Genomic DNA, 18,568 nt, shown 5'->3' on the forward strand with positions numbered 1-18,568 from the left:
TTTAGGTTCAAAAGAAATAGACTGAATGAGAAAGGTTCCATCAGATGTGACACTTATCCTATTTTAAAATACCCACTTTCATGGTAGACTAGAAGAAAGAAAACGTTCTCAAGGAGGTTGAGCATGAAACACAAATTATTGGTCACATCACTGACGATTCTTTCTACCTGCGCACTCATGGCTTGTAGTCACACTACTCAAAAGGACACAGCAGTTTCTTCTACAAAAGAAAGTAGCAGTAAAGTCGAAAAGCAAACAAGTAGCTCTTCGTCAAAGAATACTGCTTCTACAAAGAAAAACACTCCCAGTCAAGAAACCAAGCGGATTGGAAATGCAGATTATGGATACATCGATATTCCAAGTAAATGGTTCAAGTTCACGGATATCGATGGGACAGAAGCTGTCCAATATACAGATGGCAGTGGCTATAATATTGTCACCTTGAACAGCTTTACCCGGGAAAAGGCCAAAGTTCCTGCAGATATCGAGTTTAATGCTGAATTTCTAGCCAAGAAACTAGCAGTAATGTGGCAAGATAACCAGGATGTTGGAAAGATGACGGGAGCGCGGACTAAAGTCGCAGGTCTAGACGCCTACCAGCTTCAAATTGTCATGAAATCTGGTCAATACCTGATTACTTGGGTTTTCCAGAAGGGTGAAAAAGTTTATACCATTTCTTTTGAAGGGGATGCAGAAACCTTGAAAACCTTTATCCCATACATCGAAGACACATGGAGCCTAGACGGAACAGGTGCCGTGACCGATTGATGAAGAGGAAGTTTGACTTAAACTATCCAGCCTTCGATGTTTGATAAGAATAACAGTATGACGCAGTGGTTGATTGGCATCTTTGTTCGCTTTTTAAGCTCCAAAGATAGCCTAATCAACTGTGCGGGGGTGGGAAAACGAACTCTTCTTAATTAGTAGGAGTTCTGTCCCACTCCCTTTTTCACAGTCTTTGTGGTATAATGCTTCTATTGTTTAGAAGAGGAAATAGAGGATGACACAGGAAATTGATATTGAAAAATACCATCAGTTAGCTCTCCAAAAGCAAAAGGAGCACCGCAAGGTATTGGCGAATCTCAAGAAGAAGCCACCTAAGAATTTAGATAAAATAGCGCAAGAAATCCACGATGAAGTTTTCCAAGAAATCGATTGTACGGCTTGTGCTAATTGCTGCAAGACCTTAGGGCCCGATTTTAAGGAAGCCGATATCACGCGGATCGCCAAATATTTCAAGATGAAACTTCCTGCTTTTGAGGCAGAATTTCTTCAAGTTGACGAAGATGGGGACAAGGTTTTTAAATCCATGCCTTGCCCCTTTCTTGGTGGGGACAATCTCTGTTCCATTTATGATGTTCGTCCAAAAGCTTGTCGGGAATTCCCTCACACCGATCGCAAGAAGATTTATCAGATCAACCATCTAACCATCAAGAATACCCTCACTTGCCCAGCGGCTTATTTATTTGTAGAAAAATTGAAGGATCGTTTGTAATGGCATATAGATTTTTACTTTTTGATTTGGACCATACCTTGTTGGACTTTGAATCTGCTGAAGAAACAGCCTTGACGCAGATGTTAGAAGACATGAATTTTCAAGATGTACAGGCCTTTAAGGATTACTACAAACCCATGAACCAAGGGCTCTGGAAGGATTTGGAACAAAAGAAATTAACCAAGCAAGAGCTCGTGGATAGTCGGTTTGCGATTGGGTTTGCCCACTTTGGGATCACGGTTGATGGGGCTGAGATGGCTCTTCGCTACCAAGATTACATCAGTCTTCAGGGGCAGTCTTTCCACGGTGCGGAGGACTTACTGGCTCGACTTGAAAAAGCAGGTTACCAGCTCTATGGTGCAACGAACGGAGTGACTGCCATTCAAGAAGGACGCTTAGCTCATTCTACAATTGCTTCTTATTTCAAAGAGGTCTTTATCTCTGAACAGCTTCATACTCAGAAACCAGAACCTGCTTTTTTTGACAAAGTTGGCCAACTGATTCCAGGGTTCAGCAAGGAAGAGACCCTTATGATCGGAGATTCTTTGACAGCAGATATCGCAGGAGGAAATGCTGCGGGGATTGATACCGTATGGTATAATCCTGATCACAAGGCAAATACCAGCCAAGTAGTGCCGACTTATACCGTTAGCAACTATCAAGAAATCGCCGATTTACTGATAAAATAAAAATTTTTAAATACTGTCAAGTTTTTTTCTTGACAGGTCTATAAAATGTGTTATAATAGATCATGTGCTAAATAGCTTGTCTATTTCACCGAAAATTAAAATATAGAAAAGAGACTTATAAAAATGGCAGTTAAAATTCGTTTGACTCGTATGGGTTCTAAGAAAAAACCTTACTACCGTATCAACGTAGCAGATTCACGTTCACCACGTGATGGACGTTTCATCGAAACAGTTGGAACTTACAATCCACTTGTTGAAGAAAACCAAGTAACTTTGAAAGAAGATCGCGTTCTTGCATGGTTGGCTGATGGAGCTCAACCTTCAGATACAGTTCGCAACATCCTTTCAAAAGCTGGTGTGATGAAGAAATTCCACGATTCTAAATTCTCAAAATAATTTTTTAAGTAGGTTGATGTATGGATACGATTGAAAATCTCATTATTGCAATTGTGAAACCCTTGATTTCACAACCGGATGCTTTAACCATCAAGATCGAAGATACTCCTGAATTCTTGGAGTATCACCTTGACCTTGATCCTAGCGATGTTGGTCGTGTAATCGGTCGGAAAGGTCGCACCATTTCTGCGATAAGAACGATTGTCTACTCTGTCCCAACTGAAGATAAAAAAGTAAGAATCGTTATTGACGAAAAATAAAAGGCGGGGCTTTGTCCCGTTTTTTTGTTGCAAGGAGAAGGAATGAGAGATTTAACAGTCAGACAACTAGAGGAATACTTACTTGATCATTATCAACAATCTAGAACAGAAGAAGGACTTTTTATCAAACTAGTAGAAGAAGTTGGAGAAGTCGCTGAGGTTTTAAATGGACGTTCAGGTAGAAAAGAGGGGGTCCAAGATTCAAACGAGGAATTGGCAAAGGAGTTGGCAGATATCATTCACTACACAGTGGCAATTGCAGCTATTAACCATATCGACCTAACGAAGACCATTTTTGAAAAAGACAAGAAGGCAGCCATCAAGTATCAGCATGAACAAGATTTGGAGCAGTTTCTAGCAGAAAAGAGCATTTGAGAAAATCCTCTGAACGTGATAAAATAAAACCTAAGAATGTTAAGTGAATTGTTGTTTAGAAAGGGTTGTTTTGATATGAACCGATTTGAAGTAACTACAAAGATTGGTTGTCTCTCTGTTACTTATGAAAAGAGAAATAAAGTACTAGTTTGTTTAAATGGTGCTGGTTTGATACCGAGTTATGAAAATTTTCTACCAATACTTGAAAAACTTCCTTCTTCAATAGGTTACTTAACGATTGATTTTCCGAATACAGGTAGGAGTCCGATTCATAGTCAAACAGGATTTAATTTGGATAATCTTGTTGAAGCGGTATTCGAAATCCTGAAAGGGTTGGAAATTTCTGATTACATACTTTGTGTTCATAGTTTAAGTGGTGTTTTGGCTTTAAAGTTAATGAGTAAACCAATTAAGTGTCAAGCTTTGATAGCAATTGAACCAACAACAAAAAAAATAATGTTTGCTGATTTTTCAAAAAATCCTTATCCAGAAATGGAAGAGCAAATGAGGATGATTGAAGAATGTGGTCCGGAAAATTATTTTAAGGGACTAACTCAAGCAACATTTGAACCTGAAACTGATAGACTGATTTGGGAATTGATGGAAGAAAAGGGTTTAGAATTGGAAAAGCAAGTTCCTGGATTTCAGATATCTGTAACTATTACCGCTGAAGATTTTGATAGTTTGTCCTTAGCAGATAATATTCCTGTTTTCGTATTTTGTCAGGCGTATAGAGAAAAAGAGTACAGAGATTCAGAATATTGGAATTCTAATACAAAACTCATTCTAGGTGGAAACCACCACTATCTACACTGGTCAGAATCGGAAAAAATTGCAGCTCTTATTAGAGAACTGTAGAGATAAATTAATTAAAAGAGAAATGTAGTGAATAAAATGAATTACTTTAACGTTGGGAAAATTGTTAATACCCAAGGATTACAAGGAGAGATGCGGGTCTTGTCTGTGACAGACTTTGCGGATGAGCGCTTTAAAAAGGGAGCAGAGTTGGCTCTCTTTGATGAGAAGGATCAGTTTGTCCAAACGGTGACCATTGCCAGTCACCGCAAGCACAAGAACTTCGATATCATCAAGTTTAAGGATATGTACCATATCAATGCCATCGAGAAATTCAAAGGATTTAGCCTCAAGGTTGCAGAAGAAGACTTGACAGATTTGGAGGATGGCGAGTTTTATTACCATGAGATCATCGGCCTTGATGTTTATGAAAATGACCAGCTAATCGGTCAGATCAAGGAAATCCTGCAACCAGGTGCCAATGATGTCTGGGTCGTGAAACGAAAAGGCAAACGAGATCTTCTCTTGCCTTATATCCCACCAGTCGTCTTAAATATCGATATCCCTGGAAATCGTGTGGATGTAGACATCTTAGAAGGGTTAGACGATGAAGATTGATATTTTAACCCTCTTTCCAGAGATGTTTTCGCCTTTGGAGCATTCTATCGTCGGCAAGGCGCGTGAAAAGGGACTTCTCGAGATCAACTACCATAATTTCCGTGAAAATGCGGAGAAAGCGCGCCATGTGGACGATGAACCCTATGGGGGTGGGCAAGGCATGCTTCTACGAGCTCAACCGATTTTTGATGCCTTTGATGCCATTGAGAAGAAGAATCCACGCGTGATCTTACTGGACCCTGCTGGTCGGACTTTTGACCAAGCCTATGCTGAAGAATTAGCTCAGGAAGAGGAATTGATCTTTATCTGTGGCCACTATGAAGGCTACGATGAACGGATCAAGACCTTGGTGACAGATGAGATTTCTCTGGGAGATTATGTTCTAACGGGCGGTGAGCTAGCAGCCATGACCATGATTGATGCGACAGTCCGCTTGATTCCAGAGGTGATCGGAAAAGAATCCAGTCACCAGGATGACAGTTTCTCCTCTGGTCTCTTAGAGTATCCTCAATACACCCGGCCTTATGAATACAGAGGAATGACAGTTCCAGATGTTCTTATGAGTGGCCATCATGAAAATATCCGTCAGTGGCGCCTCTATCAGAGTTTGAAAAAGACCTTAGAACGTCGTCCAGACTTGCTAGAAAACTATGAGTTGACAGCAGAAGAAGAGAAGATGTTGGAACAAATTAAACAAGAAGACTAACAGCGTCAGCTGTTTTTCTTTTGCCTCAAAAATTTATGAAAAAAACTTTTAAAACCTACTAGTTATTGGTAACAAAATGTGGTATGCTAAGGGGTAGAGAAACTTCAAAAAAATGATTAAGTTTTGGGGGTGAGTTTAATGGGAAAGAAATTAGGAAAATCGGTTTTCACGACAGGGATTGCTGCAACAACAGTCCTATCTGGTATGTTTCATCACAAAGCAAATGCCGAAGAGGTCAAGCAAAATGAAAATCCAGAAACCAACAGCACGGAAGTAGTCGAGAAACCAATTACAGTTGATGAGTTGAAGCAAATCACAGCTCAAAAAGGCCAAGTGGTGAAAGATGTCCACTACCAAGAGCAAAAAGTGATCGATGCTCAAACGGAAGTCAAGGCTGCTGGACAAGAACTGGAAGAAAAGAAAGCAGAAGTGACGGATGCAGAAAACCTCATCGCAACAACTTCGGATGCCCAAGTTCAGAATGCAGAAAATGACGTCAAGGTGGCTCAAGCTTATGTGACTATCGAAGAAAATAAGGTTCGAGAAGCAGAAGCTGCACATGATCAAGTTGTAGAAGCTGTTCGTCAACAGGAAAATCAGGTTACTGCTCAGGAATCTTTGGTCGATGTAGCACAAAATGAATTGAACCAAGCCAAGGCACCGATTTCAAATGATGAGAATGTGCTCAACCAGGCTTTGTTGGAGCAAAGTCAAGTCGAGCAAAGTATCCGAGAATCTCAGAATCATCTTGCAACCTTGCAAGCGAGTCAGCAAACCGGTTCAGATACAGTGGCTCAAATTGAGAACGATATTCAACTGGCTCAAACGCGTCTGACAGATTTGAAAGCGGTCATCGCTACCAAGGAAGCAGAATTGGCAGCCTTAGAACAAGCAGCGGCCAATAGCCCAGTTCAGTTGAGTCAAGCGACTTATGAAGGTTATTTGCAACACTTAGCAGACAATGGCAATGAAGCTGCAGCGAGTGCTTTAGCCCTCTACAAGCGTGGTCGGGAAGAAGATGGCTTGACGGTTGGAGAGTCTGGATCCTTGCAAGCCAACCTCCGAGCTCTTGAAATTGCGGATGCTATCAACGCTTATCGTCGCAATGCCGGCTTGCCTGAATTGGAACTGGATCCCTATTCCCTTCCAGCCAGTCAAGTACAGTTGGAATACTTCAAAAAAGCCAACTGGCATATGTTTAAGTATTTGCCAAACGAAAACATCGCTTATGGCTTCTCACCTGCTGGTGCGGTTGACTTTTGGTACAATGAAAAAGCGGCTTATCAGGAAGTAGCGGCTCAATATGGTCTACCAACAGACGAAACACAAATCGATGCCAATGACATTTATATGAAAATTGGGGCTGAGGCCTTTGCTAAGGTTGGTCACTACCTCCAAATGGTAGACAACAAAGCGACAGCTTTATCAGTCGCTTATGACCCTAGCAGTGCCATGTCAGAAGCAGCTTTCTTACACAGCCCGGTCCATTCAGCAGTGTCAACCAGTGCACTCGCTTACCAATTGCGTCAGGGAGCTGGCGCAACGACGACAAGATCAGATGTGAAAGCAAAATCTGATGAAGTCGCTAATCTCAAGTTAGACAAGGCCAATCAAGAGTCTCAAATCATTATCTTGCAAGGCAAATTAGAAGATGCCCGCCATGCTAATTCAAATGTGGCAGTAGAGATGGCCAATGTCCAAAAGACCATCCAAAATTACAAGATTCTTCTGGTTAGCAAGGACCATGCGGTTGAAAAGGCGAAGGCGACTCTTGATGTATCTCGAGGTCGGATTGAAGCAGCTATCCAGCCAAAAGAAGCAGCCCTTCAAAAAGCCAAAGATTTGTTAGCGGCTGCGCGTGAGAAATTAGATGGTTTAAAAGCAGAAGAAGCAGAAAAAGCCCAAGTCGTTCAAGAAGCGCATGAGGGCTTGAAAGCAGCTCAAGAGCGCCTGGTTGCAGCTGAAAAACGTCTTTCTGACTTTAAAAATGCTCCAGAATTATTGGTCAAAGCCCAATCTGTTTTATCAGCTGCGGTGGCTAATTTAGAGAATAAAAAAGAAAAATTGGAAGCAGAATTCACAACCCTTCAATCTTATCAAAGTGTCGTGGAACTGTTGAATTCCCAATATGAAGATCTAGCCTCACGGATAGATCCAGCTATTTTAGAAGCAGCAGATATGCCAATGGATATCCGCTCAAGCAATCCAACAACTTTCCCGGATAGACCAACGGTTCTTCCAACAACTACCAATAGTCCGCAAGTGCAAGCACCAACAGCTACTCCAGCTCCAAAACAAGAAGCCAAAGTAGAAGAAATCAAACCCAAAAAAGAAAATAGCCAAGCTGTGGCAAGTACAGATTCCTCCAAATATGCAGTAGCAACAACAGGTGTTGCCGTTGGGTTACTTGCTGGATTGTTTGGTTTCAAGAAAAAGAAACAATCTTCAAATAATGATTAAGAAATACAGAAGATAGAGTGGATGCTTAGAAACTTTATTGCTTAAAATCTTTAAAGAAGATTTATGAGGGTGGGAAAAGAACTCTTTTAACAAAATGAGTTCTTTCCTGCTATTTTTTTGTAGACTTTTGGAATTTTTGAAAGAAAGTGAAAGAAATTGATAAAAAGTGTTGACATTTTTTGAAGAAAGAGTATAATGGTTTTTGTAATCGATTGCAAAAGGAGGAGAAATGCTCAAGTCTGAACGAAAACAATTGATCCTCGAAAAGGTATTAAAGGAAAAATTTGTTTCCTTAGAAACCCTTGTACAAGAGCTGGGGACGTCTGAATCAACGGTTCGGCGAGACTTGGATGAGCTAGAAGCTGAAAGCAAACTTCGCCGGGTTCACGGTGGTGCGGAAAGCCTGCATTTTCTTCAAGAGGAAGAAAGTAATAAAGAAAAATCTATCAAAAACATTCAAGTCAAGTCAAAAATTGCGGTAAAAGCAGCGGAGTTGATCAAAGATCATGATGTGATCTTTATCGATGCTGGGACGACCAATGAACTCTTGGTACAAGAAATTGTCAATCCAACGGTAACTGTGGTGACCAATTCGATTCACCATGCGACCAAGTTGGTCGAGCGAAATGTTCCAACGGTCATCATCGGTGGAAAGGTAAAATCTTCTACAGATGCTAGTATCGGAGGGATCGCGCTTAATCAAATCGGTCAGTTGAATTTTGACAAGGCCTTTCTTGGAATGAATGGAATCGATGATGAATTTTACAGCACTCCAGACCTGGAAGAAGGATCTGTCAAGCGTGCGATTATCGAAAATGCGAAAAAGACCTATATCCTAGCGGATGATTCGAAAATTGGGGTGACATCCTTTGTCAAAGTGGCTCCTATCAAGCGAGCCATGATTATCACCAATCAATGTGAACCGCAACGATTAAAGGTTTTAAAAGAAAAAACGGAGGTTATAGAGGTTTGATTTATACAGTAACACTGAATCCAGCAATTGACTATATTGTCCGTCTCGATCATGTAGAGACCGGAGCGGTCAATCGGATGGCTTCAGAAGATAAATTCGCCGGTGGTAAGGGAATCAATGTCAGTCGTGTCTTGAAGCGTCTCGATATCGAGAACACAGCGACTGGATTTATCGGTGGCTTCACTGGACGCTTCATTGAAGACGTACTGACTAGCGAAGCCATTTCCACCAACTTTGTGACAGTGGACCAAGATACACGGATCAATGTCAAGATCAAAGCCGATGAGGAAACAGAGATCAATGGCAATGGTCCAGAAGTGACGGAAGCTCAGTTGCAAGAATTGCTCAGCATTCTATCCAGCTTATCAGCAGATGATGTGGTAGTCTTTGCAGGCTCTGCCCCATCTTCACTTGGAAATGCTGTTTACAAGGAACTAATTGCAGCAACCCGTGCGACAGGTGCGCAGGTAGTTTGCGACTTTGAAGGGCAAACCTTGATTGATTCCTTGGAGTTCAGTCCCCAATTGGTCAAGCCAAACAACCATGAATTGGGAGATATTTTTGGCGTGACCTTGACGGAATTTCCAGAAATTGAACGCTATGCCAAGGAAATCTTGGCAAAAGGAGCACAAAACGTCATTATTTCCATGGCGGGTGATGGTGCTCTTCTGGTTAGCCCAAGTGGTACTTATTTCGCAAAACCGATCAAAGGGCAGGTGAAGAACTCTGTCGGGGCTGGTGATTCCATGGTGGCAGGCTTCACTGGGAAGCTCGCAACGACAGGTGATGTCATCGAAGCCTTCAAATGGGGCGTGGCTTGTGGAACTGCGACCACCTTCTCAGATGATTTGGCAACAGCGGACTACATTAAAGAAACTTATGAAAAAGTAGAGGTAGAAAAACTATGAAAATTCAAGACGTTTTAAATAAAAACGTGATGTTGTTTGACCTTCAAGCAACAGACAAAGAGGGCGTGATCAATGAAATGATTCAATCGCTCGTCGACAATGGTGTGGTGACAGATTTTGAAACTTTCAAGGCTGGAATCATGAATCGTGAAGCACAAACTTCAACTGGTTTGGGTGACGGAATTGCCATGCCGCACAGCAAAAATGAAGCTGTCAAAGAAGCAACAGTCTTGTTTGCAAAATCAAACAAGGGTGTGGACTACGCTTCACTTGATGGTCAACCAACAGACTTGTTCTTCATGATCGCAGCTCCAGAAGGAGCAAACGACACTCACTTGGCAGCCCTAGCTGAATTGTCTAAGTACTTGATGAAACCAGGTTTTGCAGACAAACTTCGCCAAGCCAGCACTCCTGATCAAGTGATCGCAGCCTTTGATGCAGAAGAGCAAGAAGCTGCAGCTGAAGAAGCGAAAAAAGCAGAAGCGGTCAAAGAAGCAGCTTCATCTGACAAACCTCTCATCGTTGCCGTTACAGCATGTACAACAGGGATCGCCCACACCTACATGGCAGAAGAAGCCCTCATCAAAAAAGGGGAAGAACTGGGTGTCACAGTCCGCGTTGAAACCAACGGAGCATCTGGTGTCGGCAACCGCTTGACAGCTGAAGAAATCGCCAAAGCTGAAGGGGTCATCTCATCATTGCAGCTGATAAAGCAGTTGAAACCGCTCGTTTCGATGGCAAAAAATTGATCTCTAAACCAGTCGCAGCCGGTATCCGTCAAACAGAAGAATTGATTCAAACCATCTTGGATGGAAAAGCAGATGTCTTCCACGCTGAAAATGCTGCACAAGCTAGCGCTAGCCAAGAAAAATTGAGCTTGGGTGGAGCCTTCTACAAACACTTGATGAGTGGGGTTTCTCAAATGCTTCCATTCGTTATCGGTGGTGGTATCTTGATCGCCCTTGCCTTCTTGATTGACCAAGTTATGGGTGTACCTCAAGATCAATTGTCTAGTCTTGGTTCTTATCATGTATTAGCAGCACAATTTAAAACAATTGGTGGAGTAGCCTTTGGCTTCATGCTTCCTGTACTTGCAGGTTACATTGGATTTTCCATCGCTGAAAAACCTGGTTTTGTAGCAGGGTTTATCGCTGGATCTATTGCTAGCTCAGGGTCAGCATTTGGAAATATCGCCTACGGTGCTGCTAAAGGTGAATTACCAGCAGCCGTATCATCAGGTTTCCTTGGAGCTTTGGTAGGTGGTTTCCTTGCAGGTGGAGTTATTCTCTTACTTCGCAAAGCCCTTGCAGGTCTTCCACGTTCACTCGATGGTATCCGCTCTATCCTTCTCTTGCCATTACTTGGTGTTGGTTTGACAGGATTCTTGATGTTCCTCATCAATATTCCAATGGCTGCTATCAATACTGGCCTTAATAACTTCCTTTCAAGCTTGTCAGGTAGCTCAGCAGTCCTTCTTGGACTTCTCGTTGGCGGTATGATGGCTGTCGATATGGGTGGACCAGTTAACAAAGCCGCTTATGTCTTCGCTACAGGTACACTTGCTGAATCTGTTGCTTCAGGTGGTTCTATTGTTATGGCGGCAGTTATGGCAGCTGGTATGGTTCCTCCATTGGCAGTCTTTGTAGCTACAGTTTTGTTCAAAGACAAATTTACTAAAGAAGAACGCGATTCTGGTTTGACTAACATTGTCATGGGTCTTTCCTTCATCACAGAAGGTGCCATTCCTTTCGGTGCAGCTGACCCAGCTCGTGCCATCCCTAGCTTCATCGCAGGCTCAGCATTGACAGGTGCTCTTGTTGGTCTTGCAGGCTTGAAACTCATGGCTCCTCACGGAGGAATCTTCGTTATCGCTCTTACATCAAACCCACTTCTTTACATCTTGTTCGTATTGATCGGTGCAGTCGTAAGTGGTATCTTGTTCGGATTGCTTCGCAAACCTAAAAACTAATCAAACAAAAAAGGTTGGGGACTCCCAACCTTTTTGATTGCACAAAAACACCAACTAGTGATGAAGTTGCTTATCTCTATAGATTTCGATATGATAGTAGAAAGCATTTTTCTTGGAGGATCAATGAGAAAAAAGAAGAAAGTTCTCATATTGGGATTTACAGCAATTGCTTTATCTGGATTGGCCATTATCGGTTCTCAACATCCAAACTTGTTTTCAATAAATAGTCATCAAGCAAAGCAAGCTAGTTCCAAGGAACAACAGTTAGAAGATGTAAAGAAGCAAGCGAAAGAAATTGAAGATTTTGTAAAATCGTTAAGTCCTAAAGTTGAATCTGTCCAGATCGCTTGGGATGAAACGCAATGGGATGAGATAGGAAATGGTACGCCACAAGGAGGTGGCGAAATTCTTATAGTCTATGGAGGATTTAATCATATCCAAAATTCAAGTTGGAGTGTTTTGGTCTATTTAAAAGACGGTAAAAATGGCGAGAAAGATTTAATCGAAGGTTTTGGTAGCGGTAGTCCACTGCGTGTAGGAGGAAAACTTTTTGACGAGTAGCCTTCTAAAAAACTTTTGCAATGGATTAGATTCTTAGTAGAAATGGGAAAGAGATAGATGAAAAAGAAATTAGTTATTGTTGCTTCGTTAGTTCTAGCAATTGCAGTCGCTGTTTTTGGACTTTTTGCCTATCAACATCAGCAAAAAATAGAAAATACCAAGCAGGAACGCGAGAAGTATCAGAATTACGATTACTATACTGGAAAATGGGAAATCGATTCTTATAAATTTTTAGAAGATGGTCGAGGTGTTGTGGTCCATTGGAAATCTCTGACTCCTGAGGAAGACAAACTTTTTAGCAAATACAATCCAGATTATAGTGAAAAATTTTTAGGTGTTCATGGAGTATCAAATGAACGCTATATTATTCGTCAGAATATAAAAAAATTAAAAAATATACCAACAATGTCTTTCCCAAAAGATGATTCTGAGGGTTATTTCAGACTTTCAATCTATAAAATACAAAAACACACCTTACAAAAAGAAGATCTAGACCTTTATAGTTTTGTTAAAAAATATAATAAGACTTATAAGCCAGTAGAAATTGGAGCGATTGTAGAAAAAGATGGGAAAGATTATCTACCTATCGAATCTTATCTAACTACTGAAGAAAAAACTATTAGTAAATATCTTTGGTTAAATCTAGAGACAAAGAAAATAGAGTGGGAAGATACAAAAGTGCAGAATAACAGTCAAAAAGACATTTTTGTGGATTTAGGTAAATTAAAAGATAGAATTTCCGAATCTACAGATAATCTCGGTACGACCACTGCGCTTGATCTTGCAAATCAGAATATGCTCTCTTTTAAAAAGAATGCATTGAAAAATAGTGTGCTGGAGGCAACAGATCCTAAAGCCTATCAATTACTAAATAAAAAGGACTCTAAGTTTTATATTCTGATAGACTCTAAACTTGAAAATGTTAGAGTCTACGGAAATATCCAACAGTTTATTGACTTGTATCAACTCTTTGTTCCTGCTAATACTAATCTCTATAAAGGAATTACGATTCCAGCAGAATTGAGTAAAGACAGACAGGTCCATCAAGTGAATACCAAAGAAGAGTTTGAGAGATATTACGATGTGGACAAAGATAATGAACTGAACAAGCAGCGTAGAGTTTTGGTAGAGCAAAACTAGTTATCCTCTGGCTAAAGAATGGCCAAACTTCCCCTGCCTTTTCTTCTTGTACTAGCAAAAAAATCACCTCAGTCGGCGTTGGTATCTTGAGCTGAATTATGATATAATAAGCCTATCGCATATTTTTAGGAGAATAAAAATGGATATTCAACGTGAAAAAGAATTTGTCAGCCAATACCACTATGATGCTCGTAATTTTGAGTGGGAAAAAGAGAATGGCATCCCTGAAACAAAAGTAGATGTAAACTTTCAATTGATCAATCGTGATCAAGAACAAAACACGACTTCTTTGATTGTCATCTTGAGCTACATGATCGTTTTTGACGGTTTTGTGATCAGTGGAACCATCACTCAAATCAACCACTTGTTTGGTCGTTATGTCAATGAACCAAGCGAATTCAGCAAAGACGAAGTGGAAGAATTGGCTCGCCCTTGCTTGAATATGCTCAACCGTTTGACTTATGAAGTCACAGAAATTGCCCTTGATTTACCGGGTATTAATTTGGAGTTTTAATCAATGAAATTAGCAGTGATCACGGATTCGTCTGCCTATTTACCGCAAGACGTGCTCCATCACGACGACTTATTTATTTTAGAGATCCCGATCTATATCGATGGGGAGTCTTATGTTGAAGGGAAGAACCTGACACACGATGAGTTCTACCAAAAGATGGCTGCGTCTAAGGAATTGCCAAAGACTAGCCAGCCGAGTGTAGCAGAGTTAGAAGAAGTCTTATCTGGTTTGACAGCTAAGGGCTATACGCATGCTATTGGTCTTTTCTTGTCATCTGGTATCTCTGGTTTCTACCAAAATATCCAATATTTGAAGGACGAATTTGAAGGCTTGACCGTCGAATTTCCGGACTCAAAAATTACCAGTGCTCCTCTAGGAATGATGACAGAAGACTGCTTGAAATGGGCTGGTGAAGGCCGTTCCTTTGATGAGATTGTGGCCAATGTCCAACACCAGATCGATGGTACCTCTGCCTATATCATGGTGGATGATTTGAACCACTTGGTTAAAGGTGGCCGTCTGTCAAATGGGGCTGCTATTCTTGGGAATCTCTTGAGCATCAAGCCTATTCTTCATTTTAATGATGAAGGCGTAATTGAGGTCTTTGAGAAAGTCCGGACGGAAAAGAAAGCCATGAAACGCTTGGTAGAGATTGTTGTATCAGATATCGCAGATGGTCATTACCAAGTCTTTGTCATCCATGCCAATGTCCCTGAAAAAGCAGAAGCACTTCGCCAACTACTCATGGAAGAAGGAGTGGAAGGAGACATTCCTTTTGCTACTTTTGGAGGGGTTATTGGGACGCACTTAGGTGACCATAGCTTAGCAGTTGGGTATATCCCTATCGTTTAAGGAGAATTCTATGTCAATTAAAGTCATTATCGCAGGTTTCAAGGGTAGAATGGGACAAGCAGCCTACAAGATGGTTTCTGAAGATCCTGAGTTAGAATTAGCTGGCTTGATCGATCCATTTACTGATGAGACAGAAGTTGCAGGAGTTCCTGTCTTTAACCGCAAAGAAGATGTTGTGGGTCTAGAGGCAGATGTTTGGGTCGACTTTACCATGCCCAAGGTCGCTTACGAGAATACTCGCTTTGCAATTGAGAATGGCTTTGCGCCTGTTGTGGGAACGACTGGATTCACTCCTGAGCAGATCCAAGAATTGACAGACCTTTCACGTGAAAAGGGCTTGGGTGGCCTGATCGCGCCGAACTTTGCTATCGGGGCTGTGCTCTTGATGCAATTTGCAGCGCAAGCGGCCAAGTATTTCCCGAATGTGGAAATCATCGAATTGCACCACGATAAGAAAAAAGATGCACCGAGTGGAACAGCGATTAAGACCGCTGAGTTGATCTCTGAGAAGCGCGAGAAGATCCAGCAAGGTGCAGCAGATGAAGAAGAGTTGATGCCTGGAGCAAGAGGGGCAGAGTTTGAAGGGATGCGCATCCATTCAGTTCGATTGCCTGGCCTAGTCGCTCACCAAGAAGTGATTTTTGGTAGCCAAGGCGAAGGGCTGACTCTCCGTCATGATTCCTATGATCGTGTTTCCTTCATGACAGGAGTAAATCTCGGAATTAAAGAAGTTGTCAAGCGTCATGAGCTTGTCTATGGTTTGGAACACTTACTATGAGATTAGAAAAGATGCCTTCTGAGTTTCAGGAGGCTTTACCAATATTAGAGAAGATTAAAGCAGCTGGTTTTGAGGCCTATTTTGTTGGGGGATCTGTCCGAGATGCCCTCTTGGATCGTCCAATTCACGATGTCGATATCGCGTCCTCCTCTTACCCAGAAGAGACCAAGGCGATTTTTGATCGCACAGTAGATGTCGGTATCGAACATGGGACCGTCTTGGTCCTTGAAAATGGTCAAGAATATGAAATTACGACCTTCCGGACGGAGGATGTCTACGTAGATTATCGTCGTCCGAGTTCCGTGTCTTTTGTACGCTCGCTAGAAGAAGACCTCAAGCGTCGTGATTTTACGGTTAATGCCTTTGCCTTAAATGAAAAAGGAGAAATTGTTGACCTCTTTCATGGACTAGAAGATTTGGAAAACAAGGTTCTTCGGGCCGTTGGGCTTCCTCACGAACGGTTTAACGAAGATGCACTCCGGATCATGCGAGGCTTTCGTTTTCAGGCCAGTCTTGGCTTTGAATTAGAAGAGGCGACCTTTGATGCCATGAAGGAGTGTGCTCCCTTACTAGAGAAGATTTCCGTAGAGCGCACTTTTATCGAGTTTGATAAACTCTTGCTTTCCCCATACTGGAGACAAGGCTTGAAGGCTATGATAGCAAGTGGAGCCTATCACTATCTGCCAGAGATGAAGGATCGCAAAGCAGCGATCGAGCGTTTGTTTGACATAGAGCTAGAATATACCTTTTCAACCTCTGAGCAAGCCTGGGCTGCTTTGGTCTTAGCATTAGAGATTCAAGATATTCAAAAATTCTTTAAGAAATGGAAGACCTCTAGAGAATTCGCCAAGACGGTGGAGCAGATCGTGGAGATTCTTAAGCTCCGAGAAAATGGAAGTCTAGACAAGCGTGCCTGCTACAAGTATGAGAAGCGTTTGTTGCTAGTGGCTGAAGAGCTCCGGGAAGCCTATGCCTTGAGTGTGGATTATTTGGCCATTGAGCGTGTCTATGATAGCTTGACCATTCATGATAAGCATGAAGTGGTGGTCAATGGCAGTATGCTGATCAAAGACTACGGCTTTCAACCAGGTCCAGCCTTGGGAGAGATTTTGACAAAAATTGAATATGCCATTGTCGATGGGGAACTGGCCAATGAAAAAGAGGCCATCATCGCCTATATCCAGCAAGCAAAAGAGGAGGAAAAATGAGCGATTTTATTGTCGATAAATTAACCAAATCTGTCGGAGATAAGACCGTCTTTCGTGAGATTTCCTTTATCATTCATGACTTGGATCGGATCGGATTGATCGGGGTCAATGGAACTGGAAAAACCACGCTGTTAGATGTGTTATCGGGTCGCTCTGGCTTTGATGGAGATGTGAGTCCTTTTTCTGCCAAGAGTGATTATACGATTGGTTACTTGACGCAGGAGCCAGACTTTGATGATCATAAGACAGTTCTGGATACAGTATTGTCCAGTGATTTGCGGGAAATGCAGCTGATTCGTGATTATGAATTCTTGATGGCGGATTACCGAGAAGAGAACCAAGCACGTCTGGAAAAGGTGATGGCGGAGATGGATTCGCTCAATGCTTGGGAAATCGAGAGTCAGGTCAAGACAGTCCTTTCGAAACTTGGGATTGAAGACTTGAATGCAAAAGTTGGGGATCTATCTGGAGGCTTGCGTCGACGGGTACAGCTGGCCCAGGTATTGCTTTCTCACCACGACCTGCTCTTGTTAGATGAGCCGACCAACCACCTAGATATTGATACCATCGAATGGCTGACCAATTTCTTGAAGAACTCTAAGAAAACCGTGCTCTTCATTACCCACGATCGTTATTTCTTAGATAATATTTCAACACGGATCTTTGAGTTGGATCGAGGTGGTTTGATTGAGTATCAAGGCAACTATCAGGATTATGTCCGCTTAAAGGCCGAGCAAGATGAGCGTGATGCGGCCCTTCTTCATAAGAAGCAGCAACTCTATAAGCAGGAGTTGACCTGGATGCGAAGACAACCCCAGGCGCGTGCGACCAAGCAACAGGCTCGAATCAATCGTTTCCATGATCTTAAGCAAGACTTGTCTGGTCAAAGCAACCAGACGGATTTAGAAATGAACTTTGAGACCAGCCGGATCGGAAAGAAAGTCATCGAGTTTAAGAATGTGAGTTTTGCTTTTGAAAATAAGCCGCTTTTACAGGACTTTAACCTCTTGGTGCAAAACAAGGACCGCATCGGGATCGTCGGGGACAATGGTGTCGGTAAATCGACCCTACTCAATCTGATCGCTGAGCGACTGCAGCCTCAGTCAGGGCAAGTGATCATTGGGGAAACTGTGCGGGTGGCTTATTTCTCTCAACAGATCGATGGCTTGGATGAGAGCAAGCGCGTGATTAATTTTCTACAGGAAGTTGCCGAGGAAGTAAAAACGACCGTCGGAACAACTTCGATCGCTGATCTTTTGGAGCAATTTCTCTTCCCACGTTCTATGCATGGAACCTTGATCGAAAAACTCTCTGGTGGTGAGAAGAAGCGCCTCTTTCTCTTGAAACTCTTGATTGAAAAACCCAATGTGCTTCTCCTCGATGAGCCGACCAATGACTTGGATATCGCAACCTTGACGGTTTTGGAAAACTTCCTTCAAAATTTTGGTGGTCCCGTTATTACCGTTAGCCACGACCGCTATTTCTTGGACAAGGTCGCAAGTAAGATCCTGGCTTTTGAAAACGGGGGCATTCGAGAGTTCTTTGGCAATTATACGGATTACCTGGATGAAAAAGCCTTTGAAGCAGCTCAAGTAACGGCCAGTCACAAGGTTGAAAAAGAGAAACCTGTCAAGCCAAAAGAAGAGAAGAAACGCATGAGCTACATGGAAAAGCAAGAGTGGGCAAGCATTGAAGCAGATATCGAAGCCATTGAAAATCGGATCGCAGAGATTGAAGTGGAGATGAATGAAAACGGCTCTGACTTTGGCAAATTGTCAGCCCTTCAAAAGGAATTGGATCAGGAAAATGAGCGATTGCTTGAGAAGTACGATCGTTATGAATACCTGAGCGAATTAGATGAATAAGGAGGC

The 18,568-nt window shown here is 42.1% G+C and carries 19 protein-coding genes and 1 pseudogene; all 20 read left to right on the plus strand.

The window, feature by feature from the left end:
• Positions 1 to 123 precede the first annotated feature (123 nt).
• The 20 genes and pseudogenes from SM123_RS05325 to SM123_RS05420 all read left to right on the plus strand — a co-directional run bounded on the left by SM123_RS05325 (position 124) and on the right by SM123_RS05420 (position 18,562).
• Positions 124 to 768 (plus strand): hypothetical protein, encoded by a 645-nt coding sequence (locus tag SM123_RS05325; protein WP_320909154.1) that lies wholly within the window; start codon positions 124 to 126, stop codon positions 766 to 768.
• 232 nt (positions 769 to 1,000) lie between these two features.
• Positions 1,001 to 1,495, plus strand: a complete 495-nt coding sequence (locus SM123_RS05330; RefSeq protein WP_003001664.1) for a YkgJ family cysteine cluster protein — start codon at positions 1,001 to 1,003, stop codon at positions 1,493 to 1,495.
• Positions 1,495 to 2,184, plus strand: a complete 690-nt coding sequence (locus SM123_RS05335) for a pyrimidine 5'-nucleotidase PynA (RefSeq protein WP_155124859.1) — start codon at positions 1,495 to 1,497, stop codon at positions 2,182 to 2,184. The genes SM123_RS05330 and SM123_RS05335 overlap by 1 nt, the downstream gene beginning before the upstream one ends.
• Positions 2,185 to 2,307: 123 nt before the next feature.
• A complete protein-coding gene (gene rpsP, locus SM123_RS05340) occupies positions 2,308 to 2,580 on the plus strand; it encodes a 30S ribosomal protein S16 (protein ID WP_003007475.1) in 273 nt (90 codons plus the stop codon).
• Between the two features lie 20 nt (positions 2,581 to 2,600).
• Positions 2,601 to 2,840, plus strand: coding sequence for an RNA-binding protein KphA (gene kphA / locus SM123_RS05345; protein WP_003001620.1), 240 nt, complete (start codon positions 2,601 to 2,603; stop codon positions 2,838 to 2,840).
• A gap of 42 nt (positions 2,841 to 2,882) precedes the next feature.
• Positions 2,883 to 3,215: a MazG nucleotide pyrophosphohydrolase domain-containing protein gene (locus tag SM123_RS05350; RefSeq protein ID WP_003001737.1), complete on the plus strand. Its 333-nt coding sequence runs from the start codon at positions 2,883 to 2,885 to the stop codon at positions 3,213 to 3,215.
• Between the two features lie 75 nt (positions 3,216 to 3,290).
• Complete coding sequence (locus SM123_RS05355) at positions 3,291 to 4,073, plus strand: alpha/beta fold hydrolase (RefSeq protein ID WP_070675480.1); 783 nt, start codon at positions 3,291 to 3,293, stop codon at positions 4,071 to 4,073.
• A 36-nt stretch (positions 4,074 to 4,109) separates the two neighbouring features.
• Complete coding sequence (gene rimM, locus SM123_RS05360; RefSeq protein ID WP_070675786.1) at positions 4,110 to 4,628, plus strand: ribosome maturation factor RimM; 519 nt, start codon at positions 4,110 to 4,112, stop codon at positions 4,626 to 4,628.
• Positions 4,618 to 5,334 carry a tRNA (guanosine(37)-N1)-methyltransferase TrmD gene (gene trmD / locus SM123_RS05365; RefSeq protein WP_003007469.1) on the plus strand — a complete coding sequence of 239 codons (717 nt, stop codon included), beginning with the start codon at positions 4,618 to 4,620 and terminating at the stop codon, positions 5,332 to 5,334. Before rimM ends, trmD begins: the two co-directional genes overlap by 11 nt.
• Positions 5,335 to 5,472: 138 nt before the next feature.
• Positions 5,473 to 7,794 carry a CAP domain-containing protein gene (locus tag SM123_RS05370; RefSeq protein ID WP_320909155.1) on the plus strand — a complete coding sequence of 774 codons (2,322 nt, stop codon included), beginning with the start codon at positions 5,473 to 5,475 and terminating at the stop codon, positions 7,792 to 7,794.
• 229 nt (positions 7,795 to 8,023) lie between these two features.
• On the plus strand, positions 8,024 to 8,767 hold the full coding sequence (locus tag SM123_RS05375) for a DeoR/GlpR family DNA-binding transcription regulator (RefSeq protein WP_320909156.1): 744 nt from the start codon (positions 8,024 to 8,026) through the stop codon (positions 8,765 to 8,767).
• Positions 8,764 to 9,675, plus strand: coding sequence for a 1-phosphofructokinase (gene pfkB / locus SM123_RS05380; protein WP_320909157.1), 912 nt, complete (start codon positions 8,764 to 8,766; stop codon positions 9,673 to 9,675). The genes SM123_RS05375 and pfkB overlap by 4 nt, the downstream gene beginning before the upstream one ends.
• Positions 9,672 to 11,644: pseudogene (locus SM123_RS05385) on the plus strand (PTS fructose transporter subunit IIABC). Before pfkB ends, SM123_RS05385 begins: the two are co-directional and overlap by 4 nt.
• A gap of 123 nt (positions 11,645 to 11,767) precedes the next feature.
• The gene (locus SM123_RS05390; protein ID WP_320909158.1) at positions 11,768 to 12,205 is read left to right on the plus strand and encodes a hypothetical protein; all 438 of its coding nucleotides are present in this window, start codon (positions 11,768 to 11,770) and stop codon (positions 12,203 to 12,205) included.
• A 57-nt stretch (positions 12,206 to 12,262) separates the two neighbouring features.
• Positions 12,263 to 13,345, plus strand: coding sequence for a hypothetical protein (locus SM123_RS05395; protein WP_320909159.1), 1,083 nt, complete (start codon positions 12,263 to 12,265; stop codon positions 13,343 to 13,345).
• A 139-nt stretch (positions 13,346 to 13,484) separates the two neighbouring features.
• Positions 13,485 to 13,859, plus strand: coding sequence for a DUF1149 family protein (locus SM123_RS05400; RefSeq protein ID WP_003001888.1), 375 nt, complete (start codon positions 13,485 to 13,487; stop codon positions 13,857 to 13,859).
• 3 nt (positions 13,860 to 13,862) lie between these two features.
• Positions 13,863 to 14,711 carry a DegV family protein gene (locus SM123_RS05405; RefSeq protein WP_070449946.1) on the plus strand — a complete coding sequence of 283 codons (849 nt, stop codon included), beginning with the start codon at positions 13,863 to 13,865 and terminating at the stop codon, positions 14,709 to 14,711.
• Positions 14,712 to 14,721: 10 nt separating this feature from the next.
• Entirely contained in the window at positions 14,722 to 15,489 is a 768-nt protein-coding gene (dapB, locus tag SM123_RS05410; protein ID WP_045759494.1) for a 4-hydroxy-tetrahydrodipicolinate reductase, read from the plus strand.
• Positions 15,486 to 16,697: a CCA tRNA nucleotidyltransferase gene (locus tag SM123_RS05415; RefSeq protein ID WP_320909160.1), complete on the plus strand. Its 1,212-nt coding sequence runs from the start codon at positions 15,486 to 15,488 to the stop codon at positions 16,695 to 16,697. The genes dapB and SM123_RS05415 overlap by 4 nt, the downstream gene beginning before the upstream one ends.
• On the plus strand, positions 16,694 to 18,562 hold the full coding sequence (locus SM123_RS05420) for an ABC-F family ATP-binding cassette domain-containing protein (protein ID WP_320909161.1): 1,869 nt from the start codon (positions 16,694 to 16,696) through the stop codon (positions 18,560 to 18,562). Before SM123_RS05415 ends, SM123_RS05420 begins: the two co-directional genes overlap by 4 nt.
• The last annotated feature ends 6 nt before the right edge of the window (positions 18,563 to 18,568 follow it).

Origin of the sequence: Streptococcus sp. S5, assembly GCF_034134805.1 — a bacterium.
Taxonomy (GTDB): Bacteria; Bacillota; Bacilli; order Lactobacillales; family Streptococcaceae; genus Streptococcus; species Streptococcus lingualis.

Excerpts from the sequence above, each read along its gene's own strand:
- SM123_RS05325 (WP_320909154.1), top strand. The coding sequence starts at position 124 with ATGAAACACAAATTATTGGTCACATCACTGACGATTCTTTCTACCTGC.
- SM123_RS05330 (WP_003001664.1), top strand. The coding sequence starts at position 1,001 with ATGACACAGGAAATTGATATTGAAAAATACCATCAGTTAGCTCTCCAA.
- SM123_RS05335 (WP_155124859.1), top strand. The coding sequence starts at position 1,495 with ATGGCATATAGATTTTTACTTTTTGATTTGGACCATACCTTGTTGGAC.
- rpsP (WP_003007475.1), top strand. The coding sequence starts at position 2,308 with ATGGCAGTTAAAATTCGTTTGACTCGTATGGGTTCTAAGAAAAAACCT.
- kphA (WP_003001620.1), top strand. The coding sequence starts at position 2,601 with ATGGATACGATTGAAAATCTCATTATTGCAATTGTGAAACCCTTGATT.
- SM123_RS05350 (WP_003001737.1), top strand. The coding sequence starts at position 2,883 with ATGAGAGATTTAACAGTCAGACAACTAGAGGAATACTTACTTGATCAT.
- SM123_RS05355 (WP_070675480.1), top strand. The coding sequence starts at position 3,291 with ATGAACCGATTTGAAGTAACTACAAAGATTGGTTGTCTCTCTGTTACT.
- rimM (WP_070675786.1), top strand. The coding sequence starts at position 4,110 with ATGAATTACTTTAACGTTGGGAAAATTGTTAATACCCAAGGATTACAA.
- trmD (WP_003007469.1), top strand. The coding sequence starts at position 4,618 with ATGAAGATTGATATTTTAACCCTCTTTCCAGAGATGTTTTCGCCTTTG.
- SM123_RS05370 (WP_320909155.1), top strand. The coding sequence starts at position 5,473 with ATGGGAAAGAAATTAGGAAAATCGGTTTTCACGACAGGGATTGCTGCA.
- SM123_RS05375 (WP_320909156.1), top strand. The coding sequence starts at position 8,024 with ATGCTCAAGTCTGAACGAAAACAATTGATCCTCGAAAAGGTATTAAAG.
- SM123_RS05390 (WP_320909158.1), top strand. The coding sequence starts at position 11,768 with ATGAGAAAAAAGAAGAAAGTTCTCATATTGGGATTTACAGCAATTGCT.
- SM123_RS05395 (WP_320909159.1), top strand. The coding sequence starts at position 12,263 with ATGAAAAAGAAATTAGTTATTGTTGCTTCGTTAGTTCTAGCAATTGCA.
- SM123_RS05400 (WP_003001888.1), top strand. The coding sequence starts at position 13,485 with ATGGATATTCAACGTGAAAAAGAATTTGTCAGCCAATACCACTATGAT.
- SM123_RS05405 (WP_070449946.1), top strand. The coding sequence starts at position 13,863 with ATGAAATTAGCAGTGATCACGGATTCGTCTGCCTATTTACCGCAAGAC.
- dapB (WP_045759494.1), top strand. The coding sequence starts at position 14,722 with ATGTCAATTAAAGTCATTATCGCAGGTTTCAAGGGTAGAATGGGACAA.
- SM123_RS05415 (WP_320909160.1), top strand. The coding sequence starts at position 15,486 with ATGAGATTAGAAAAGATGCCTTCTGAGTTTCAGGAGGCTTTACCAATA.
- SM123_RS05420 (WP_320909161.1), top strand. The coding sequence starts at position 16,694 with ATGAGCGATTTTATTGTCGATAAATTAACCAAATCTGTCGGAGATAAG.